At 53.8% G+C, this 18,132-nt stretch carries 18 protein-coding genes; 15 read left to right on the top strand and 3 right to left on the bottom strand.

The window, feature by feature from the left end:
* Nucleotides 1–95 precede the first annotated feature (95 nt).
* A complete protein-coding gene (locus AAC850_RS08980) occupies nucleotides 96–488 on the bottom strand; it encodes a lasso peptide biosynthesis B2 protein (protein WP_340588382.1) in 393 nt (130 codons plus the stop codon).
* Between AAC850_RS08980 and AAC850_RS08975 the strand changes: the two genes are divergently transcribed.
* The 6 genes from AAC850_RS08975 (at nucleotide 487) to AAC850_RS08955 (ending at nucleotide 6,035) form a co-directional block, all read left to right on the top strand.
* On the top strand, nucleotides 487–1,545 hold the full coding sequence (locus AAC850_RS08975) for a hypothetical protein (protein WP_340588381.1): 1,059 nt from the start codon (nucleotides 487–489) through the stop codon (nucleotides 1,543–1,545). The genes AAC850_RS08980 and AAC850_RS08975 overlap by 2 nt on opposite strands.
* A gap of 25 nt (nucleotides 1,546–1,570) precedes the next feature.
* Nucleotides 1,571–3,439, top strand: a complete 1,869-nt coding sequence (locus tag AAC850_RS08970; RefSeq protein WP_340588380.1) for an asparagine synthetase B family protein — start codon at nucleotides 1,571–1,573, stop codon at nucleotides 3,437–3,439.
* A gap of 24 nt (nucleotides 3,440–3,463) precedes the next feature.
* Nucleotides 3,464–3,607, top strand: a complete 144-nt coding sequence (locus AAC850_RS13975; protein ID WP_422723189.1) for a lasso RiPP family leader peptide-containing protein — start codon at nucleotides 3,464–3,466, stop codon at nucleotides 3,605–3,607.
* Between the two features lie 169 nt (nucleotides 3,608–3,776).
* Complete coding sequence (locus AAC850_RS08965; RefSeq protein ID WP_340588379.1) at nucleotides 3,777–4,904, top strand: 50S ribosomal protein L11 methyltransferase; 1,128 nt, start codon at nucleotides 3,777–3,779, stop codon at nucleotides 4,902–4,904.
* 11 nt (nucleotides 4,905–4,915) lie between these two features.
* Nucleotides 4,916–5,749 carry a hypothetical protein gene (locus AAC850_RS08960; RefSeq protein ID WP_340588378.1) on the top strand — a complete coding sequence of 278 codons (834 nt, stop codon included), beginning with the start codon at nucleotides 4,916–4,918 and terminating at the stop codon, nucleotides 5,747–5,749.
* Complete coding sequence (locus tag AAC850_RS08955; protein ID WP_340588377.1) at nucleotides 5,733–6,035, top strand: PqqD family protein; 303 nt, start codon at nucleotides 5,733–5,735, stop codon at nucleotides 6,033–6,035. The genes AAC850_RS08960 and AAC850_RS08955 overlap by 17 nt, the downstream gene beginning before the upstream one ends.
* On the opposite strand, the gene AAC850_RS08950 is transcribed toward AAC850_RS08955, so the two are convergent.
* Complete coding sequence (locus AAC850_RS08950; protein ID WP_340588376.1) at nucleotides 6,032–7,687, bottom strand: ABC transporter ATP-binding protein; 1,656 nt, start codon at nucleotides 7,685–7,687, stop codon at nucleotides 6,032–6,034. The two genes, AAC850_RS08955 and AAC850_RS08950, sit on opposite strands and share 4 nt — an antisense overlap.
* Nucleotides 7,684–8,835: a nucleotidyltransferase family protein gene (locus AAC850_RS08945; protein ID WP_340588374.1), complete on the bottom strand. Its 1,152-nt coding sequence runs from the start codon at nucleotides 8,833–8,835 to the stop codon at nucleotides 7,684–7,686. The genes AAC850_RS08950 and AAC850_RS08945 overlap by 4 nt, the downstream gene beginning before the upstream one ends.
* Nucleotides 8,836–9,069: 234 nt before the next feature.
* Between AAC850_RS08945 and rfbA the strand changes: the two genes are divergently transcribed.
* From rfbA to AAC850_RS08900, 9 genes are all read left to right on the top strand, one after another.
* Nucleotides 9,070–9,930 carry a glucose-1-phosphate thymidylyltransferase RfbA gene (rfbA, locus tag AAC850_RS08940; RefSeq protein WP_340588373.1) on the top strand — a complete coding sequence of 287 codons (861 nt, stop codon included), beginning with the start codon at nucleotides 9,070–9,072 and terminating at the stop codon, nucleotides 9,928–9,930.
* Entirely contained in the window at nucleotides 9,930–10,475 is a 546-nt protein-coding gene (gene rfbC, locus AAC850_RS08935; RefSeq protein ID WP_340588372.1) for a dTDP-4-dehydrorhamnose 3,5-epimerase, read from the top strand. Before rfbA ends, rfbC begins: the two co-directional genes overlap by 1 nt.
* Nucleotides 10,472–11,320 (top strand): dTDP-4-dehydrorhamnose reductase, encoded by an 849-nt coding sequence (gene rfbD / locus AAC850_RS08930; protein WP_340588371.1) that lies wholly within the window; start codon nucleotides 10,472–10,474, stop codon nucleotides 11,318–11,320. Before rfbC ends, rfbD begins: the two co-directional genes overlap by 4 nt.
* A complete protein-coding gene (gene rfbB / locus AAC850_RS08925) occupies nucleotides 11,313–12,365 on the top strand; it encodes a dTDP-glucose 4,6-dehydratase (protein WP_340588370.1) in 1,053 nt (350 codons plus the stop codon). The genes rfbD and rfbB overlap by 8 nt, the downstream gene beginning before the upstream one ends.
* A 63-nt stretch (nucleotides 12,366–12,428) precedes the next feature.
* Nucleotides 12,429–13,208 (top strand): glycosyltransferase, encoded by a 780-nt coding sequence (locus tag AAC850_RS08920; protein ID WP_340588369.1) that lies wholly within the window; start codon nucleotides 12,429–12,431, stop codon nucleotides 13,206–13,208.
* A gap of 36 nt (nucleotides 13,209–13,244) precedes the next feature.
* Entirely contained in the window at nucleotides 13,245–13,880 is a 636-nt protein-coding gene (locus AAC850_RS08915; protein WP_340588368.1) for a class I SAM-dependent methyltransferase, read from the top strand.
* Between the two features lie 23 nt (nucleotides 13,881–13,903).
* Nucleotides 13,904–15,373, top strand: coding sequence for a flippase (locus AAC850_RS08910; RefSeq protein ID WP_340588367.1), 1,470 nt, complete (start codon nucleotides 13,904–13,906; stop codon nucleotides 15,371–15,373).
* Between the two features lie 116 nt (nucleotides 15,374–15,489).
* Nucleotides 15,490–16,545 carry an acyltransferase family protein gene (locus tag AAC850_RS08905; protein WP_340588366.1) on the top strand — a complete coding sequence of 352 codons (1,056 nt, stop codon included), beginning with the start codon at nucleotides 15,490–15,492 and terminating at the stop codon, nucleotides 16,543–16,545.
* A gap of 254 nt (nucleotides 16,546–16,799) precedes the next feature.
* Nucleotides 16,800–18,110 carry an O-antigen ligase family protein gene (locus tag AAC850_RS08900; protein WP_340588364.1) on the top strand — a complete coding sequence of 437 codons (1,311 nt, stop codon included), beginning with the start codon at nucleotides 16,800–16,802 and terminating at the stop codon, nucleotides 18,108–18,110.
* Nucleotides 18,111–18,132: the final 22 nt, after the last annotated feature.

The following is an 18,132-nucleotide window of genomic DNA, read 5'->3' as shown; positions in this document are numbered from 1 at the left end:
GAACGCAGCTTGCATGACAACACCTAATAAGCACGATACGTAAAGAGTTTCTTTTCATGGGCTTGGCTGTTGTACTGCAGTCACACCCTGTGCGCCTAGCCGAGGATGGGTCTGAAAGCATCAACCATTCCACCGGTGACTACATTCGGCCCATAAGTCAGCCACGCATGCGATTCAAAGGGGCGGTCTTCACTGCTTACCACTCCGATGACAATGCGGCTGGCTATGCCACGACCGAGTAGCCAGTCTTGCGCTGCCATTGCTTGGACAAGGCAATCGGACCGGAAAGGCATTCGGTGCGCTACACGCGGGATCACCCAAGCAACATGAAGCACCATGGTTTGGTCATGAGGGCGAGCATCGGCGAGAGCGCGCCCCAGCGCGGCCGCTTCTGAATTGCGCTTATCGACGTCACTTGTTTGAAAACCTTCGTGCTGCAATCGGGCGGAAACGAGGCGTGTGAAGGCATGCCAGGACAGCTTTGCCATGCCAATCGATCCCAATGTCGGCCTTGGTGCCCGCAGGGGTCGCGGCGTCGCTTCGCTCGGAATCTCAGAACGCATACGTCGCCTATGTCATGCGTTGCCACGCGGGCCAAGTATCGACATTCGCGCATCAATGTCTCACGAGTGGCAAGAGCCCGAGCATTTGGCCAATAATCGGCAGGAGAAACCAATGTTGTCGCACGCAATGAGAGAGAGGTTGGCCGATCCCGCCTATCTCGACCTTCATCTTGTTGCCTCGTCAATCCTGCGCGATATTCAAAAAGTCCCATGGTACGATGCCCACTTCTTGCGCCGTTTCGCAGCCGCGCGCCAGTACTTGCAAATTGTCAAGCCTGAAGCGCTGGAACGCTTTTCGGCGGGTTTTGCCAAGCTCCAGCCGCCGCGGGATTTTAGTCCGATAAAATTGGAAAGATTATTTTCAGATGAAGTCCACCAGCGCATCCGCGATACGGCTGCATCCATACCGCGTGACGATCTGAAGGACTATGAAACCAGTGATTTCGGAAGGCTAATCTACCACGATCAGCCCTATTTTCTCGAGTTGCAAAGGGAATTGGTTCCGTTAGTGTCGAAGCTGGTCGGTCAGAAGGTCGAAACGGGCTACAATTTCCTGAGCCTTTATGGCGGCAGCGGCAAATGCGATCCACATATGGATGAGCCTGTATCAATGTACACGCTCGACTTCTGTATCGACCAAGGCGTTAACTGGCCTATCTATTTCAGTCAGATCGTTGACTGGCCAAATGTCGAGAACCTTGCCGACTGGCACCCGCGTCAGTTGTTGCAGGACCCGAAGATAACCTTCTCGTCCTTTGAACTCCATCCGGGCGAAGCACTAATTTTCGCTGGCAGCTCGCAATGGCATTATCGCGATTCCATCCCAGCAGGCGGCTATTCCAACTTGTTGTTCTTTCATTATTATCCGGACGGCACGCACGATCTGGTGAACTTTGAACATTGGCCTCGCCATTTTGAAATTCCCGAGCTTGCCCCTCTTTGCGATCTCATCGCTGAATCAAGCTCAGATATGGCCAAATGATGCAGGGGCTAATGCTGTGAGTGGATTGGCCGGCATTGTCAGGTCGGGCGGCGTGACAACTGTAGAAGCTGTAGCCCGCACCATGAGCGCTGCGTTGCCTGCACCCTCCAACATTGTTTGCGGCTTATGGAAAGGCAATGATGTCGCCATGAGTTACCGCGGCCTTTGCACGACATCACAGTCGTTGGGGGCAGTTCAGCCAATTGTTAGCGAGGATAGCAGGCTGGTTGTAATATTCGACGGGTATTTGGCGAATTATTGCGAACTGCGCACCATGCTTGAGCAAAGTGGCGCGCGTCTGCGCAGTGATGCCGACGCAGAACTTGTGTTGCACGCTTTTTCTTTATGGGGGCGAGCCTGTCCGCGCCAAATTGATGGCGAGTTTGCCTTTGCCATCTGGGATACAAGCCAACGCGAGCTGTTCTGCGCGCGCGATCATCAGGGTTTGCGCCCGTTCTATTACCATTATGACGATACTCAAATCGCATTCGGTTCGAGCACTGGCGCGGTGTTGGCAGCGTTGGCTCGCAAGCCACATCCAAATGCCGGGTTCATGGCGGAGATCATGTCGGATCGCTGGTACACTTTAGATGAGACGGTGTGGCGCGAAGTCAAACGGCTTCCACCTGCCCATAGTCTGCATTATTCAGGCGGACGCCTTACGTTGGAACGATACTGGACGCTATCGACCGAGGTGACCCTGAACTATCGCCGCGACGAGGAATATTTCGAGCACTACCGCGAAATCTTTGCCGGTTGCGTAAAGAGTGCGTCACGCACTAACTCCACGCTGGCCGTGGAAGTGAGCGGTGGCCTCGATTCCTCGGCTGTATTCGCGATGGCTGATGCGCTACACTCGGCTGGCGAATTGGGCGCGCCCGATATCAAGGGGTATTCCATATATGGCCCCCCAGGCTCAGCGTCGGATGAAAGACATTTCGTCGATGCTGTCGCGCGTAAGACAGGCCGTACGATATCTTCCTTCCCGCTGTTCATCCCTCCGCTTGCCTGGTTCAACCGGCAGATTGAGGAACACATCGATGTTCCAACCTATCCTAACGGGGCGATGTCAATTAATCTTGACCGCCAGTTGATAGCGGACGGCTGCCGTGTGAAGCTTACAGGGATAGGCGGGGACCAGTGGCTGGATGGATCGCGCCGCTATTATGACGAGGCCTTGGCGCGCGCCGATCCAGCCGCATTCCTGACCAGCCTGCGCGCCGACCTACTCGAGCTTGGTGTGGTGCAAACCGCACCCCTGCTGTTGCGGGCGCTTGTCAGGTCCTTTGTGCCCAAGACAATACGCGCATTGCTGCGACCGCACTCTATACCCGAGCATGGCGGTAACACGACGGATAGCTTCTGGCTCGACGGCGATTTGCAAGAGGAACTTGATCGCCGTAAGGCAGCTTACCTCGCTACGCTCCCGGGTTCGGATAGAGACCGCTATAAAATTCGGAAATTGGCGTTCCCTAATCTTCCGCACGCTCTTGAGTTATTGAGCCGGCAATTGACAAGTTTTGGCGTTGAAGCCCGCCATCCGTTACTGTCGCGTAGATTCATCGAGTTTTCCGCGACTACCCCGGAACGCATGCGTTTGAGGGGAAGCACTGGAAAATATATGCACAGAATGGCGCTGACCGATCTTTTGCCGAGCGAGGTGTCTCGACGCACAGACAAAGGTGAATTTAGCGTTACTTTTGAAAAGCTTTTGCCGGTTATGTGCAAGCGATTGTCCTGCGAACGGGCCACCGCATTTAACTCCTTGGTGAATGATGACGCCTTGCATAAGCTGATCGACAACTGCCGCAAAGCAGCATTTGACGACGCGCCCTTTTGGGAGCTATGGGGATATTACGTAATTTCAACACTGTTCAACCAGTTAGAGCGATGATCACTCAAGTTAGGAATACGTAGAATGACTAGTGAGCAAAATAGCTGCAGTAAGAAAGCTTCATATAAAGCGCCACGGGTCACGGAATTTGGCTCGGTCCGCAACCTTACAGGTGGTAGCGGGGGCCAGGCTTCCGATGGTGGCGGCCTTATGACCATGATGTTATAGTTAGTCCTGCTCGACATTTTAAGTATTCGCGCAATGAATTACGCTGCGCCTTCTTAAATTGGGTCTTAACTTCCGGGTGGTTACAAGGCCTTTCTGGAAACAATTCGTTGGCTCTCGCTGTTCCGGAATCCTGGCGCAGGCAAGAGACACTTGCTAAGCAAGGCAAAGCATGTCCAGCACCCTTGCAGAACATCTCAGCTATTTAAAACTTCCACGGCGGCACGATGCCTATTCCCAGGCTATCAAGTGTGTGCTGTCTGGCGGCGAGACTGTTGCGGACCTTGGTTGCGGCGTTGGCGTCCTAGGTATTCAGTGCCTCCAACATGGTGCTGCTCATGTTTGGGGAATTGACCATTCCGACGCGATAGAAATTGCTCGAGAAACCGTGGACCGCGAAGGCTTTTCTGATCAATATACTTGCCTACGCGATGCCACTTTTCGCGCTAAGCTCCCTGATAGGGTCGATCTGATAATCTGCGATCACGTGGGATTTTTTGGGATTGACTACGGCATCATCGACATGCTGGAAGATGCCAAAGCGCGCATGTTAAAACCCGGCGGTACGGTGATGCCCCGGTGCATCGCGCTAAAGATTGCTGCCGTGTCGTCAGAGGAATGTCATCAGCTCGCGCACAGCTGGACAAAAGAACCGATTCCGCAAGAATTTGCTTGGTTGGATCAGTACAGCGTCAACTCTATCCACCCAGTCAAACTGAAACTCGAAGATCTGTGCGCGACCGAAACCGCATTGGGCGAAGTGCGTCTTGATCAAAGAGTGGATGATACCCTCTTGCTTTCAGCCAAAATCATAGCGACACGAGACGTAACGATTAATGGCCTTGCCGGGTGGTTCAATTGCGAGCTAGCCGAGGGTGTGTGGATGACCAATTCACCAATAGCCGCGGAAAGCATCGAGCGACCGCAGGCATTCTTCCCATTCAGCAATCCGATCGAGGCCGCGAAAGGTGACAGCTTCGATGTGTCTTTTCGCATCCGCCACGACAAGTCGATCTTCGCTTGGACTGTGACCCCCTGCAACGGATCTCCTGCGCAACGTATGACGAATTGGAAAAGCCTAATTCTAACTGGGAAAGACCTCGAAACGCGGCTTGATGTGCCGTTGGCGCTAAATGCACAGGGCGATGCACGCCTCAAGATACTTTCTTTGGTAGACGGCAAACGCACCGCTCGGGAAATTGAAGCGCTTGTGCTTGAACAGTATCCTGATCTTTTTGCATCTGGAGCTGCAATCACGCGTTTTCTGCGTTCCGAACTCGGCGATGGAGCCGACTGTTGACGCCTTTTTCCATGTTGAATCAACAGCCGCAGGATGAAATTCCTGCATCACCTTATGATTGTTGGGTCACGCCCGATGGGGACGAGACTGCGCAATTCTATCGTACCGCCACCGGATATTGCGTGCGTTTTCCTGACCAGGCTGATTTCCTGATTGATGTCGACAGTCTGAGCGTGCAATGCATCCCGGCTGATGGCATGGCGCAGGACGATGCGCTCATCCTGTATTACAATTCGATCCAGCCGATGCTCGGCAACTATCGCGGGCAATTACACATGCATGCCAGCGCAGTTCGGTGCGGCACAGGCGCCATCGGATTTCTTGGCTTATCTCGCCGTGGCAAGACAACCCTTGCAGGTGCATTTGCAAGTGCAGGACACCCCTTCCTCACCGAAGATGTGCTTTCGATAACAATTAGCGAAGATGGCTATTTGGTCCAGCCGAGCCGCCCGGTTTTGCGGCTATTCAGCGACAGCGCTGCTCTGCTAGCCCCTCACGAACCGGAAGCAGAAAGCGGCAAGAAGATCTCATTCTCGGCGCAAACCAGTCTGCCGCACTGGTCCCGACCATGCCCGCTGACGGCGCTGTTTTTGCTAGGCCCCGGCGAAAGCGAGATCACGAGCATCGAGAGATTGCAGCCAGCTGATGCGCTTACGCAGCTCATGCGGCACTCATTCATACTCGATGTCGAGGACCGCCCGCGCCTGAAGGCGCATTTCGACCGCATTGCCGCGCTTGCAAGAGCAACAAGTTGCTTCGCGCTTGACTATCCGCGTCGTTATGGCGAACTGCACAAGGTGATTGAGACGGTTTCAACCATGGTGACAGGTGAGCAAATTGACTAAGGTTTTTGATTTGCAAGACCGATTTGCGCCGGGGGCAGATGTTGTTGCTCGGGAAGTTGGTGGCGAAACTATCCTGCTCGATCTCGGCACTGGTACCTATTTCGGCTTAAACGAAGTTGGAGGGAAGTTGTGGCAATCACTCGAAGCCGGGCAACGCTCGATCTCCGAACTGTGCGACACAGTTGAGCAGACCTTCGATGCAAAACGCGATATCATCGAGCGTGATGTTGTTGCTTTGGTTCAGGATCTCGCCAACCGAAATCTCATAATACTAGAATCAACCTAGAGGGTAGGAATTTCCTCAAAGCGCCCATCAACCATTCTCACAATGCGATCGGCCAAAGCCAGCAAAGCTTTACGGTGGGTTATGATGATGATGGTATGTCCCGATAGAGAACCCTTGATTGTCTCCACTAGAAGCGCCTCATTCTCGAGATCGAACATGGATGTGGCCTCGTCAAATATGACGACCGGTGGATGCATAATCAGTGCGCGGGCGAGAGCCAGTCTTTGACACTGGCCGCCCGATAAGCGCACCCCGTGATCGCCAATCTGCGTCTCTAGACCTTTTGGCAAAGCCGCGACAAAATTCTTCGCCTGGGATAATCGAAGCGCGCTGGCAATTTGCTCATCGGTGGCCTCAGAGTTGCCGAACACAATGTTATCTCGCACACTGCCACTGAACAATAGGCTACGCTGAGGAACATAACCAATCAGGCGGCGAAGCGATTGAACCTGAAGTTCTTCAATGGGTGTTTCGTCAAGCGTGATCTCGCCCGCATCAGCTTCGTAAAAGCGCAGAAGCAGATTGACGAGCGTCGACTTACCAACGCCGTTTTCGCCTGTCACTCCGATAACCTCGCCTGGTCCTATTTCCAAGCTTGCGCCCTGCAACGTTGGCGCGCGACCAGAATAAGAGAAATGGATATCCTTGAAGGCTATGGCACCGCGTACTATTTTTGGCTCCGCGCCTTGAAAATAGCCCGGTTCAGGCTCCTCCGAAATCACCGCGTGTAAGCGCGCAAGTGCTCCCCGCGCCATTTGTAGTCGGCCATACATTTCTGCCATCGCGCCAACAGGTCTGGTGAGGAGTACTGCATAAAGGAGAACGGTGAAAAGCTCGCTCGCCGACCGATCGCCCTCACCGATCTGCAGACCTGCTACAAGAATGACAGCCAATGCTGCCAAGGCGGCTATCAGCCCCACTACCGGTCCTATTGCCGAATGTATTTGCTCATTCAGCACACTTAATCGCCGTGAATTATCGACTGCCGCCGAATAGCGATCAAATTGCGCGTCCTCGACCGCGAAAGCCTTGGTTGCGGGCAGCATCTCTAGATGGGCTTCCGCCTCATTGATCACTTTTGACTCAGCGTCTCGCATGCTTGCAGCGCCCACGCGGAGCCTCCGACCAGCCAACCGCAAGACAATAAAAAAGATAGGTACGAGGATTGGAAGAATGACAGCAAGCATGGGGTCGATCACAAATAGCATGATCACCGAACCAACCACTGTAAGCATCATTGCTGGGACAGTAGCAATGGTATTGGTCAAAAAGTCGCTGAGACGCCCAATCTCGAATGTCATAAGCGAAAGCAATTCGCCCTGATCGCTGCGATTGTGAAACTTCATCGGCAATCGCTGGACGCTGCGGTAAGTATCGAGCCGCAGCTGACTGAAGATGCGCCCAGATGTCTTGACAGACACCATAGCGCCCGAAATTTTGAAAGCCGTAGCCAACACAAGAAGGGCTACCAGCGCCAAGACAATCGTGGAGGTGTTGGCGATGTCTGCCTCCGCTACGCCGCCTAGTAATTGCCCCGCCAGCCAGGGAAGTGCCAATGTGGTGAGTGCACCCAAAGCCTGCAGGATGCTGATGCGGATGAGTCCTCCGCGATATTGCAGGGCTCGTTCCGTAAGAAAACTGCGCTGCGTCATGAAGAATAAGGCTTCACATGACGGCTAATTGTGCGCGCGAGCCAGCGTAAGCGCAACGCAAAAGTAGGCCATTTTTTCGCTTCAGGGAATGTAGCGCGCAGATGGTCATCATCCGGCAGTGCCAGACGGGCGATGAAGGAAACTTTTTCGCCAGCCCCCTTGCACGCAGCGAGGTCACTCGCAAAGCGGCGGCGGCGGCTGGTTTTGGAAAGATAAGCCATGACATTGCCGCTCCGCCGACTGTCCAATTGCGCGAGTGCCACCAGTGGTACACAATCCGCACAAAGCGCCTGCGCTGTCTTCAGAACCGAGCTAATCAGCTCGGCAATTTTATGTTGATCCGCGAGCTGAACGAGCCGCTGCCAATGGTGCTCATCCATGGCCCTGCACAGATACCAATAGTCCATGGCCCAGATCAGCCGATCGCCTTCCGGTTTTGCTTTGCCTTCCACGCCGTAGCCGAACAGACTGTGTTCGCGCTGGTTGAAAGCGCCTTGCACAAGAGCGCGCACCGGATCGACTGCACGCGCCACCGGATGCAAACGGGTAAGAGGTATACTGTGGTGAAGCACGTCATCGACTTGAAGAACAGTCTGAAGTCTGGGTGAGTCCAGCACCCGCCAATGAAGATCTACGACATGTTCAAACCCGATCCCCGTGTCAAAATACCAGCTTTCCTGAAAAAGGAGGCCGTGTGGAGGCTTCAACAATCTAAATCCAAGGGCCTGCAACACGGATCGTGCGTCGTCCAACCGGTCTTCGGAAACTAGCAAGTCGGTGTCTCCACGCCGCCGCCATGCGGGATTGGCGTAAATACTATAGGCGAGGGCAGTGCCCTTCATAGCGGCAGTGCGAATATCGTTCTCGGCCAACCGATCAAACATCGACACAAGCGTACGGCGGTGCGTTTCCTCCCAAAGAGCCTGCATCTGCGCTTCGTCCACAGTTGTTTCGCGAAGAGCCGCAGGCCAACCGTCGAGCCCAACCCGGGTTTCAACCAATGCTAGGGCAATTCCATGAAATCTAATCCGGCTGCTGGCCAGCTCCGCGAAGTCAGAGCGATCGGCCTGCATTGGCAGAGCAGCTCCTCTCCCGACAAGCTCTCTGGCAAGCCAATTGTCGATTTCCAGCACGACGCTCGTTTTCATCTGACATCCGCTAACCCGGCAGACCGTCCCGCCCTGCGCATCTTCACTGCAATGCACGAAATGTATTTGCAAGCGGCTTACGTGAGGCACCAGATTTCGTTATGCGCCTAATTAGCGGTTGACGCAGAGGTAAGCCATTGCGATGCCGCCTGCGGATTCCACCCCACAATCAAAACACTATTATTCTTCTTAATTTTCAAAGGGCGATAAGGTTTGCAACGCAAGGGCATCATTTTGGCCGGAGGGTCTGGAACGCGGCTCTATCCGCTGACGCGCGGTGTCTCCAAGCAGCTTATGCCTGTCTACGACAAGCCCATGATCTACTTCCCGCTGTCCACGCTCATGTTGGCGGGCATTCGCGACATTCTGATCATCACCACGCCCGAAGATCAAGCGCAGTTCCAGCGCCTGCTCGGCGATGGTTCGGATTTAGGTATCTCAATTAGCTATGCAGTTCAGCCCAATCCGGAAGGCTTAGCGCAAGCTTTTCATATTGGTGCTGACTTTGTTGGCAGCAATCCTAGCGCGCTTGTATTGGGCGATAATCTTTTCTACGGACATGGCCTACCTGAACTTCTCTCCAGCGCAGCTGGCCGCGAGAGCGGGGCGAGTGTTTTTGCTTACAGGGTGAACAATCCGAAAGAGTATGGTGTTGTTGCCTTCGGCGAGGATGGCCGCGCCTCCTCTATCGAAGAAAAACCTGCCATGCCCAAATCGCATTTTGCGGTCACCGGCCTGTATTTTTACGACGAAACCGTAGTCGACCGCGCGCGCGACCTGAAACCCTCGCCGCGTGGAGAATTGGAAATCACCGACCTTAATCGTCTCTATATGAACGAGGGGCAATTGTCGGTTGAGATCATGGGCCGCGGTTTTGCATGGCTCGATACAGGCACCCATGCTTCGCTGCTCGATGCCGCCACATATGTGCGCATCACCGAGGAACGGCAGGGGCTCAAGATCTGCTGCCCCGAAGAAATCGCATGGCGCAAAGGCTTCATTGACGGAGCGCGGCTCGAAGCGATTGCAGCGCCGCTGCGGAAATCCGGATATGGAGATTACCTGATGGCCTTGCTGCGCGAAGGCCAAAGCTGATGGATATCATCGAATGTGACATTGAAGGCCCTCTGATCATAGAGTCCAAAGTGTTTGGCGATGAACGCGGCTTTTTCATGGAAAGCTGGAATGCGGCCGCTTTCGCTGCTGCCGGGCTGGATATTTCTTTTGTCCAGGACAATCACTCCCGTTCGCAGAAGGGCGTGCTGCGGGGCATGCATTTTCAGCAGCCCGGACCACAGGGCAAGCTGGTGCGCGTGGTCGCTGGCGCCGTGTATGATGTGGCCGTTGACATGCGCCGGTCGTCCAGCACCTTTGGCAAATGGGTGGGCGTTGAACTGTCCGCCAAAAACAAGCGCATGTTTTGGGTGCCACAGGGTTTTGCGCACGGCTTTTTGACATTGGAAGACGACACCGATTTTCTTTACAAGTGCGATGCGCCCTATGCGCCCGATACCGAACATTCGCTGGCTTATGACGATCCCGACGTGGGCATTGAATGGCCGCTGGCAGGACTGGAGGTAAAGCTTTCGGCAAAGGATCGGGAAGGCAAGCGCCTAGCGAATCTGGAGCCATTCTCGTGAAAGTCTTGATTACCGGCGCGAATGGACAATTGGGCGGTGCCCTCACGGCGTCCGCGCCGGAGGGCGCCTCTTTGCACACGGTCGATATCGACGATTGTGATTTGACCGATGCCGGCGCAATCAAGGAACTGGTGGAACAAGCTGCACCCGATCTTATCGTCAATGCCGCAGCCTATACCTCTGTCGACAAGGCCGAAGGCGATGAGGCTGCAGCACGCGCGATTAACTCGGGCGCGGTCGCGGCGCTGCGGCAGGCCCATGCGGGCAAGCTAGTGCATATCTCAACCGATTTTGTATTTGATGGCACGTCCAGCCGCGCCTATCGTCCCGAAGACGAGCGCAGGCCGATTTCCGCCTATGGTCGCACCAAAGCCGAGGGTGAGGATCATTTGGCCCACGGTGACATCTTGGTGCGGACGGCATGGGTGTACACGGCCGGAGGTGTCAATTTTGTTCGTGCCATGTTGCGTCTGATGCAGGAAAAGCCTGCGCTTGGCGTTGTAGCTGACCAGATTGGCGCACCGACCTGGGCATCCGATCTCGCGCGCACGATCTGGGCCTTGGTCGCCGCAGAAGCCACCGGGACATTCCATCACAGCGACGCCGGCGTTGCTAGCTGGTATGATTTCGCGGTCGCAATCCAGGAAGAGGCGCTCGCGCTCGGTTTGTTGAAGAAGACCATTCCCATTACGCCGATACCGACAAACGCCTATCCCACGCCCGCTGCCCGCCCTGCTTTTTCCCTGCTCGACTGCAGCAAAACGCGAGAGCTGTTGGGCGATGGCCATACACACTGGCGCGTAAACTTGCGCCGGATGCTCGAAGAGGAAAAAAATCTTGTCTAATTTGCTCGTCACAGGCGGGGCCGGCTTCATCGGCGGAAACTTTGTACATTATTGGGCCGATAACTATCTTGATGACGCGGTGATCGTGCTGGATTGCCTGACTTATGCCGGCAATGAATCCACTATTGCAGGGATCGAGCAGGCCGAGCTGGTGAAAGGCGATATCCGCGACACTGATCACGTCGAAAAATTGCTGCGAGAGCGCGACATTGAAACAATTGTCCACTTCGCCGCCGAAAGCCATGTGGACCGCTCGATCAGTGGGCCTGACGCCTTTATCGACACCAATATACTTGGCACCAACAGTCTTCTCAAAGCTGCACGCGCAGTATGGCTGGACGAGGGCAGTGGCCGCCCTCACAGGTTCCATCACATCTCGACCGACGAGGTTTACGGTTCGCTTGGTCCGAACGATCCGGCATTCAGCGAAACAACGCCTTATCAGCCCAATTCGCCATATTCGGCGTCCAAAGCTTCGTCTGACCATCTGGTGCGTGCGTATCACCACACCTTTGGGCTGGAGGTAACGACCAGTAATTGCTCGAACAATTACGGCCCCTATCAATATCCTGAAAAGCTCATTCCGCTTTTCCTTCTCAACGCACTACATGGCCGCGCCCTGCCGATCTATGGCGATGGGATGAACGTGCGGGACTGGCTGCATGTAGAAGATCACTGCCGCGGCATCGAGGCATGTCTTTCCTACGGCAGAAATGGGGAAACCTACAATATCGGCGGCGGTGCTGAACTGCCGAATATGGCTGTAATCGACCGCATCTGTGCCGAAGTTGACCGAGCATTTGTCGAGATCGACGGATTAGCCGATCGCTATCCCGATGCGCCTGCGGCAAAGGGCAGGCCGACCAGCGAGCTGAAGGAATTCGTTATCGATCGCAAGGGCCATGATCGCCGCTATGCCATTGATGAAACCAAGGCGCGCGGTGAGCTTGGCTATGCGCCTTCACACGATTTCGAAAGCGGGCTTGCCGGAACGCTGCGCTGGTATCTCGATAATGAGGGCTGGTGGCGGGCATTGCAGCCCTAGGGCGCTTGGAGATGTCGAATAAGATTATGCCAATAGCGTCATCAGCATTTGCGGTGGGCCAAGATGCAATATAGCCCGGGTGACTTCTGCGTAATCGCTGCAGTCGACGATGATGCGGTCCTCGAACAATGTCTGGCTCGATCGCCTGACATTGCCGATGGAACCTTGCGCCTAATCACCCTGCGCAATGCCAAATCCATGGCTCAAGCCTATAATGACGGGCTAGGACAGACCTCGGCAACCATTTGCATTTTCGCTCATCAGGACGTTTATCTACCTCTTGGATGGCTTGATCGCACCGTAAAAGTGCTTTCGGACCTTTCAAACTCCCATCCCGACTGGTTGGTGTGTGGACCGTATGGTGTGCGCAAGAATGGTAATCATGTTGGGCGGGTCTGGGATGTGAACATGGGTCGCGAACTGGGGGAAGCTGGATTCGCGCCAACTGCCGTGGAGTCGCTGGATGAGCTCCTGCTCATCCTTCGCCGAGAGCCGCAGTTCCGCTTCGATTCCAAGCTCCCGCATTTTCATCTTTACGGCACAGATCTGGTGCAGACGGCCTGGACAACCGGACATAGCGCACTCGCGGTCGAACTGCCGGTGGTTCATAACAACCGGCCGTGGGCCTCCTTGGGAGGCGGATATGTCGATGCATATCGTTACGCTGTGAGGAAATGGCGCAAGCGGCTGCCAGTCTTTACCACTGTCTGCGAGCTTTCACGCAACCCCCTCCCTTTGCTACGCGTGCGTTGGCGGCGCAGACACATTAATTCGCGTGGCGAGGGACTTTTGGGTGATGCTAAAAGCGTAGCGTGTGAAGCGGGATATGAGCGTGAGAAATAGACTTTAATCACAAGTAACTAGAAAGGGGTAAGGCTCTTGACATCTACCTACCATTCCAACGTCAGAACGGATATTATACCGCTGGTCTTGCCAAGCAAGCGACTTCTGGATGTTGGCGGTGGCATTGGTACTACTGCTTTACACCTCAAGGAGATTGGTCGCGCAGAGCAGGTCGGGGTTATCGATGCGGTGATCAAGCCGGGTACTGCTGGTGTGGACTTTCAGTCCAACGCCAATTTGGATAAGCGCTCCGAGGTCGAACCATTTCTCACGGAAAATGGGCCGTTCGATACAATCCTCTTGCTCGACGTTCTGGAACATCTTGTCGATCCTTGGGACCGCGTTGATCAATTCGCAAAACATCTTTCCACTGGCGGAGCACTGATCGCCAGCATTCCGAATGTGCGGCACATTTCGCTTTTGCGTGACCTCATTTTTCGTAACCGCTGGAATTATGCGGATGCTGGTTTGCTCGACCGGACGCACTTGCGGTTTTTCACTAAAGAATCTGCGCTAGAACTGTTGCAGCGCGCCGGACTTACAATAGAGACGGTACGATCCTCTGCAATTGGCGCCCCCAAACAGCGTCTGTTCAACAAGCTAACCTTTGGTCGCTTTAGATCATTCTTTACCACGCAATACCTGATCGTCGCCCGGCGCGAGCAATCCTGACGTGATGGCTGGGGGTTTTGACGATGAAACTCGTCGGTAATGTCCTTTATTCCCTTACTGGCACTGCGGCGCCAGCAATTCTCTCAATAGTCACAGTCCCTTTTTACATAGCCCAGATCGGGGCTGATCGCTATGGAACGCTGGCAATCGCGTGGGTGCTTCTCGGTTATTTCGGAGCGGCAGATTTCGGTATTGGCCGTGCGATCACTCAGCGTATTTCGACGCTTCGACAAGCCGATACTCAGGAACGAGTAAACGCGGTATGGTCAGCTCTGACAGTCATGGTCGGTTTTGGTGTGATCATTACGGCGGTCGTTTACTTTTTTGCCAAATGGTATTTCGCTGGTCCGTTTGACGTAGATAGCGAAATCAGACGCGAAGCTGGCTCTGCCGTCCTTACGCTTGCACTGTGCACTCCTGTCGTGGCAATCGGCGGAGTGCTGTCCGGGTCGCTCATGGGATTGGAACGGTTCCGCGCAGTTTCCTTCGCGACGCTGATTGGCAACCTCGGAGTGTTGCTCCTACCGCTTGCCGCCTCCTATTTAATATCGGTTGAGATATCTGTTTTAGTGCTCGCTTCGCTGCTGGCACGGCTTGTTGGCGTGATAGTGCTGGCGATAAATGTATGGGCGACTTTTTTCCGAACCTCGCTGCCATCTTTTTCGCGCGCTGATGTTAAAGCACTCTTCAATTTTGGTGGCTGGGTAATGGTCAGCGCGCTCATGGGACCATTAATGCTGATCGCGGATCGATTTGCCATCGGCATCATGCGCGACGCAGCAGCAGTCGCCGCATTTACAATCCCGTTTCAGGTTGCCAATCGGACCCTATTATTTCCGATAGCCGTCGGACAGGCGCTTTTTCCCCGGTTCGCCTCACAGGGGGATGTCGAGTCACGAAGCGACTGCCTGCAGTATGCCTGTTTTTTAGGGCAGATTTTCGCTCCGGTTATCGTTGCGCTTATCTGCCTCGCAAAGCCTCTACTAGAGCTTTGGCTGGGCAACCAGCTTGACCCTCGCTCTATTTCAGTCGCCCATATCGTGCTCGCAGGATGTTGGGTGAACGCCATTGCTGTGGTTCCGTTCGCTTTCGTCCAAGCGCGCGGCAACCCACGCTTCACGGCATTGCTTCATACTGCCGAGTTGCCGATATTCATCGTCGCCATGGTGATTCTTGGTTGGAACTTTGGTCTGTCGGGCTTCGCTGCTGCATTTGCCCTCCGTTGCCTGATCGATTGTTTGATTCTCCTTCGCAAAGCGGGCTTTAGTCACCGCGCGGCGTTTACTGGATTAGCAGTGCCGGCCTTATTGGTGATACTGGCATTAAGTGTCGGAACGCTGGTTACGGATCTTCGTGTATTGCTTGCGTTCGCCGCGGCTCTATTTCTTCTGACGAGTACGACGGCGTGGCTCCAGTTACCTGATCAGGTATGGCAACGGGTGCAGTCACATCCGTTGACAGCTAAGATCTGCGCGCTTTCGTCGCGACAGTAAGCAGTTGTCGCGTCACTAATTGACAGGCATGGCGAGTTCGCAGGGTCGTGACCAAAAAAACGAGCCCGCCGATAGCCTTACTTGCTAAGGGTCGGCGAAAGGGGCAGAGGGGACGAATGGTAAAAGTCGGTGAGATCAGGGAGCTTACGTTCCTTCGCGCAATTGCCGCATGGTGGGTTGTAACATACCATTTTAAAGCGTTTCTACCGACCTTGGACAGTACCCGAATCTGGGTGATTGATTCAGGCTCGCTTGGCGTTGATATCTTTTTCGTCCTTAGCGGTTTTGTCCTCGCCTATGTTTATGCGACAAAGGTGCTCGATCGCACCTTCAATTATCGCGAGTTTCTGATTAACCGGATAGCAAGGGTGTATCCCCTGCACCTTGCAACAATGTTCGCCCTTTTGCTGCCACTGACATTGTTTCATGCATTAGGGCTACAAATTTCCGGGACCCAGCAGTTGGATGGACGCGGTAGTTATGATCCTGTGCTGACCATTTTCACGCATCTTTTTGCAGTTCATGCGTGGGGTTTTGACCCGATTACTTATTTTAATGGTCCTTCTTGGTCGATTAGTGCTGAATGGTTTGCCTATCTGCTCTTTCCCGTGTTTGGTGTTGCATTTTTGCGGACAGGTTTGATGGCGAGCACAGTGATGGCGAGTGCCTTGTTGATCGCAGTATCAAGTGTAGCGTTCGGGTGGCTAGGGGTCAGTCCCGCAGCTTTGCCATCAGGATATGGGATATGGCGGATTTTGCCTGAATTCGCTATTGGGTTAGTTGCCTATCGGTACTGGCGCGAAGCGAAATCCTCCTGGGGATGGGTTTTGATAGGATTAGGATTTGCTACGCTCATTCTCGATCCCACTAAATTCACGGTGCCGCTCGGTGCTGCTGGCGTTGTGGTGGGTTTCGCCATGGTCAGGTTTGATTCAAGGGTTCTGCATTTCCTAGGCAAGATTTCTTATTCTACCTACATGATCCATGCGCTGGTTATATTCGCGCTTCTCCCGGTGATAAGTCGGTTCCCGACATACCAGATTGGCGTGCTAGCCTCAGCGATAGTCGTCACGCTGATCGGCTCCATCGCTTCATATTATTGGGTGGAGGTGCCGGCTCGAAATTTACTACGCAATATAGTCCGGGCGCGAGCAATTTCCTCACCAGCTTGATCAAGGCATTTTCATAGTGTTCCACTATCTTGTTGCGAGAGTTAAGTGCGGCAAATCCATCTATCGCCTGCGAAGGACCGTCCAGCTTTCCCAAAAAGGCTATCAAGCGAAAGCTCTTCAATCTGTTGAGCAAATCGAGTGCCTTCGTTTCTGGGTGCTATGTGCAGGACAAAAGAAAAATTTAGGTATTGGTCTATCCAAGCTACGGCGCGTAATCTAATGCCTCGCACACGCAATAATTTCCGGATAATCTGATGATTTCTATGCCGCAACAGCTGCCGGCCGCGAATATTCCTTTAGCGGTCAGCGCGGCCAGTACATCAGGTGGGAAAGCAATCTTTTTGGCGGTTGCACTCATTTACAGCTTGTTGCTCCCCCCACAGACACATCTCAACTTGGGCGGGTTTGTACTGCCGCCTTACCGATTGCTGCTTATACCTGCGACCATCTTCATCATCAGGGAACTTCTGACGGGCCGAACAAGGTTCAGATCGCCCGACATGCTCGTAGTCATCGCGGTATTATGGATTGGTATTGCCCTCATCAACACGATGGGCATGAACAGGATGGCTCCAGGTGCTGGGGCGCAGTTTATCGACATTGCGCTGGCATATTTTCTCGCTCGAACAACCATCAAGTCGCCCCGGGATATGAGGTTGTTGCTGATCTATTCTGTGCCCGGACTGTTTTTAGCGGCTATGTCAATCATCGCCGAGTCGGTGTCTCATCGCATCATAGTACAGTCCTTTGCGGGATCACTTCTCGGTGGCGGCTTTCTTGGTGAAAATACTGTGCGCCTGGGATTACTAAGGGCCCCTGGACCCTTTCCTCATGCCATCCTCGCTGGCCTGTTTCTTTCCAGCTTCCTTCCACTCTTCTTTCTTTCGCGCCTGAGAGGAATGCCAAGATTCCTAGGGATCCTCGCCGCCCTTGCAAGCTTCTTCACCGTCAGTTCTGCAGCTATCCTTGCCCTTGTTGTTGGCCTTGTATTGCTAGGATATGACTGGATCACGCGGGTCGTGGATTTTCTGACATGGCGTATTTTCCTGATATTCGCTGGCATCACATTTTTTGTATTGGAATTTGCGACACAGGGCGGAGCGATCAGTATTATTTCACGAGTTGCAGCGCTCAATTCATGGAATGCTTTCTATAGAACTCTCATCTGGCGCTATGGCTCAGAATCGGTCCAAAATTATCCAATCTTCGGCATCGGATATAATGAATGGGTCCGGCCGATGTGGATGACCTCGTCGGTCGACAATTTCTGGCTAATGCTGGCTATGCAATATGGATTGATCACTCCCATCGCGCTTTTGGTAGCTGTTCTAATTGCCACGGTCACAGTCGCACGGAGTTCCCCCCACTTGAATGAGGCCGATTTAATGATGAAACGGGGTGTCGCTATGGCCTTAGTGATTTTCACTTTCGGGATTTACTCGGTTTCCGTATGGCTTTCTGCGCAGGTCTGGTATTTCATGCTGTTGGGCATTGCAGTCACTCTGGGGATAGACGGGCTCCAATCGGCCTCGCCTCAACGTCTTCAAAAATCCCGCAAACGATGAGAATTCCTCATTAAGGTTTTTG

It is taken from the genome of Erythrobacter alti (genome assembly GCF_037996805.1).
Lineage (GTDB): Bacteria > Pseudomonadota > Alphaproteobacteria > Sphingomonadales > Sphingomonadaceae > Alteraurantiacibacter > Alteraurantiacibacter alti.
Note: the sequence above shows the minus strand (reverse complement) of the source record. Positions and strands in the feature narration are given on the sequence as shown.

Excerpts from the sequence above, each read along its gene's own strand:
- AAC850_RS08975 (WP_340588381.1), top strand. The coding sequence starts at position 487 with ATGCCAATCGATCCCAATGTCGGCCTTGGTGCCCGCAGGGGTCGCGGC.
- AAC850_RS08980 (WP_340588382.1), bottom strand. The coding sequence starts at position 488 with ATGGCAAAGCTGTCCTGGCATGCCTTCACACGCCTCGTTTCCGCCCGA.
- AAC850_RS13975 (WP_422723189.1), top strand. The coding sequence starts at position 3,464 with ATGACTAGTGAGCAAAATAGCTGCAGTAAGAAAGCTTCATATAAAGCG.
- AAC850_RS08965 (WP_340588379.1), top strand. The coding sequence starts at position 3,777 with ATGTCCAGCACCCTTGCAGAACATCTCAGCTATTTAAAACTTCCACGG.
- AAC850_RS08960 (WP_340588378.1), top strand. The coding sequence starts at position 4,916 with ATGTTGAATCAACAGCCGCAGGATGAAATTCCTGCATCACCTTATGAT.
- AAC850_RS08950 (WP_340588376.1), bottom strand. The coding sequence starts at position 7,687 with ATGACGCAGCGCAGTTTTCTTACGGAACGAGCCCTGCAATATCGCGGA.
- AAC850_RS08945 (WP_340588374.1), bottom strand. The coding sequence starts at position 8,835 with ATGAAAACGAGCGTCGTGCTGGAAATCGACAATTGGCTTGCCAGAGAG.
- rfbC (WP_340588372.1), top strand. The coding sequence starts at position 9,930 with ATGGATATCATCGAATGTGACATTGAAGGCCCTCTGATCATAGAGTCC.
- AAC850_RS08920 (WP_340588369.1), top strand. The coding sequence starts at position 12,429 with ATGCAATATAGCCCGGGTGACTTCTGCGTAATCGCTGCAGTCGACGAT.
- AAC850_RS08910 (WP_340588367.1), top strand. The coding sequence starts at position 13,904 with ATGAAACTCGTCGGTAATGTCCTTTATTCCCTTACTGGCACTGCGGCG.
- AAC850_RS08905 (WP_340588366.1), top strand. The coding sequence starts at position 15,490 with ATGGTAAAAGTCGGTGAGATCAGGGAGCTTACGTTCCTTCGCGCAATT.
- AAC850_RS08900 (WP_340588364.1), top strand. The coding sequence starts at position 16,800 with ATGATTTCTATGCCGCAACAGCTGCCGGCCGCGAATATTCCTTTAGCG.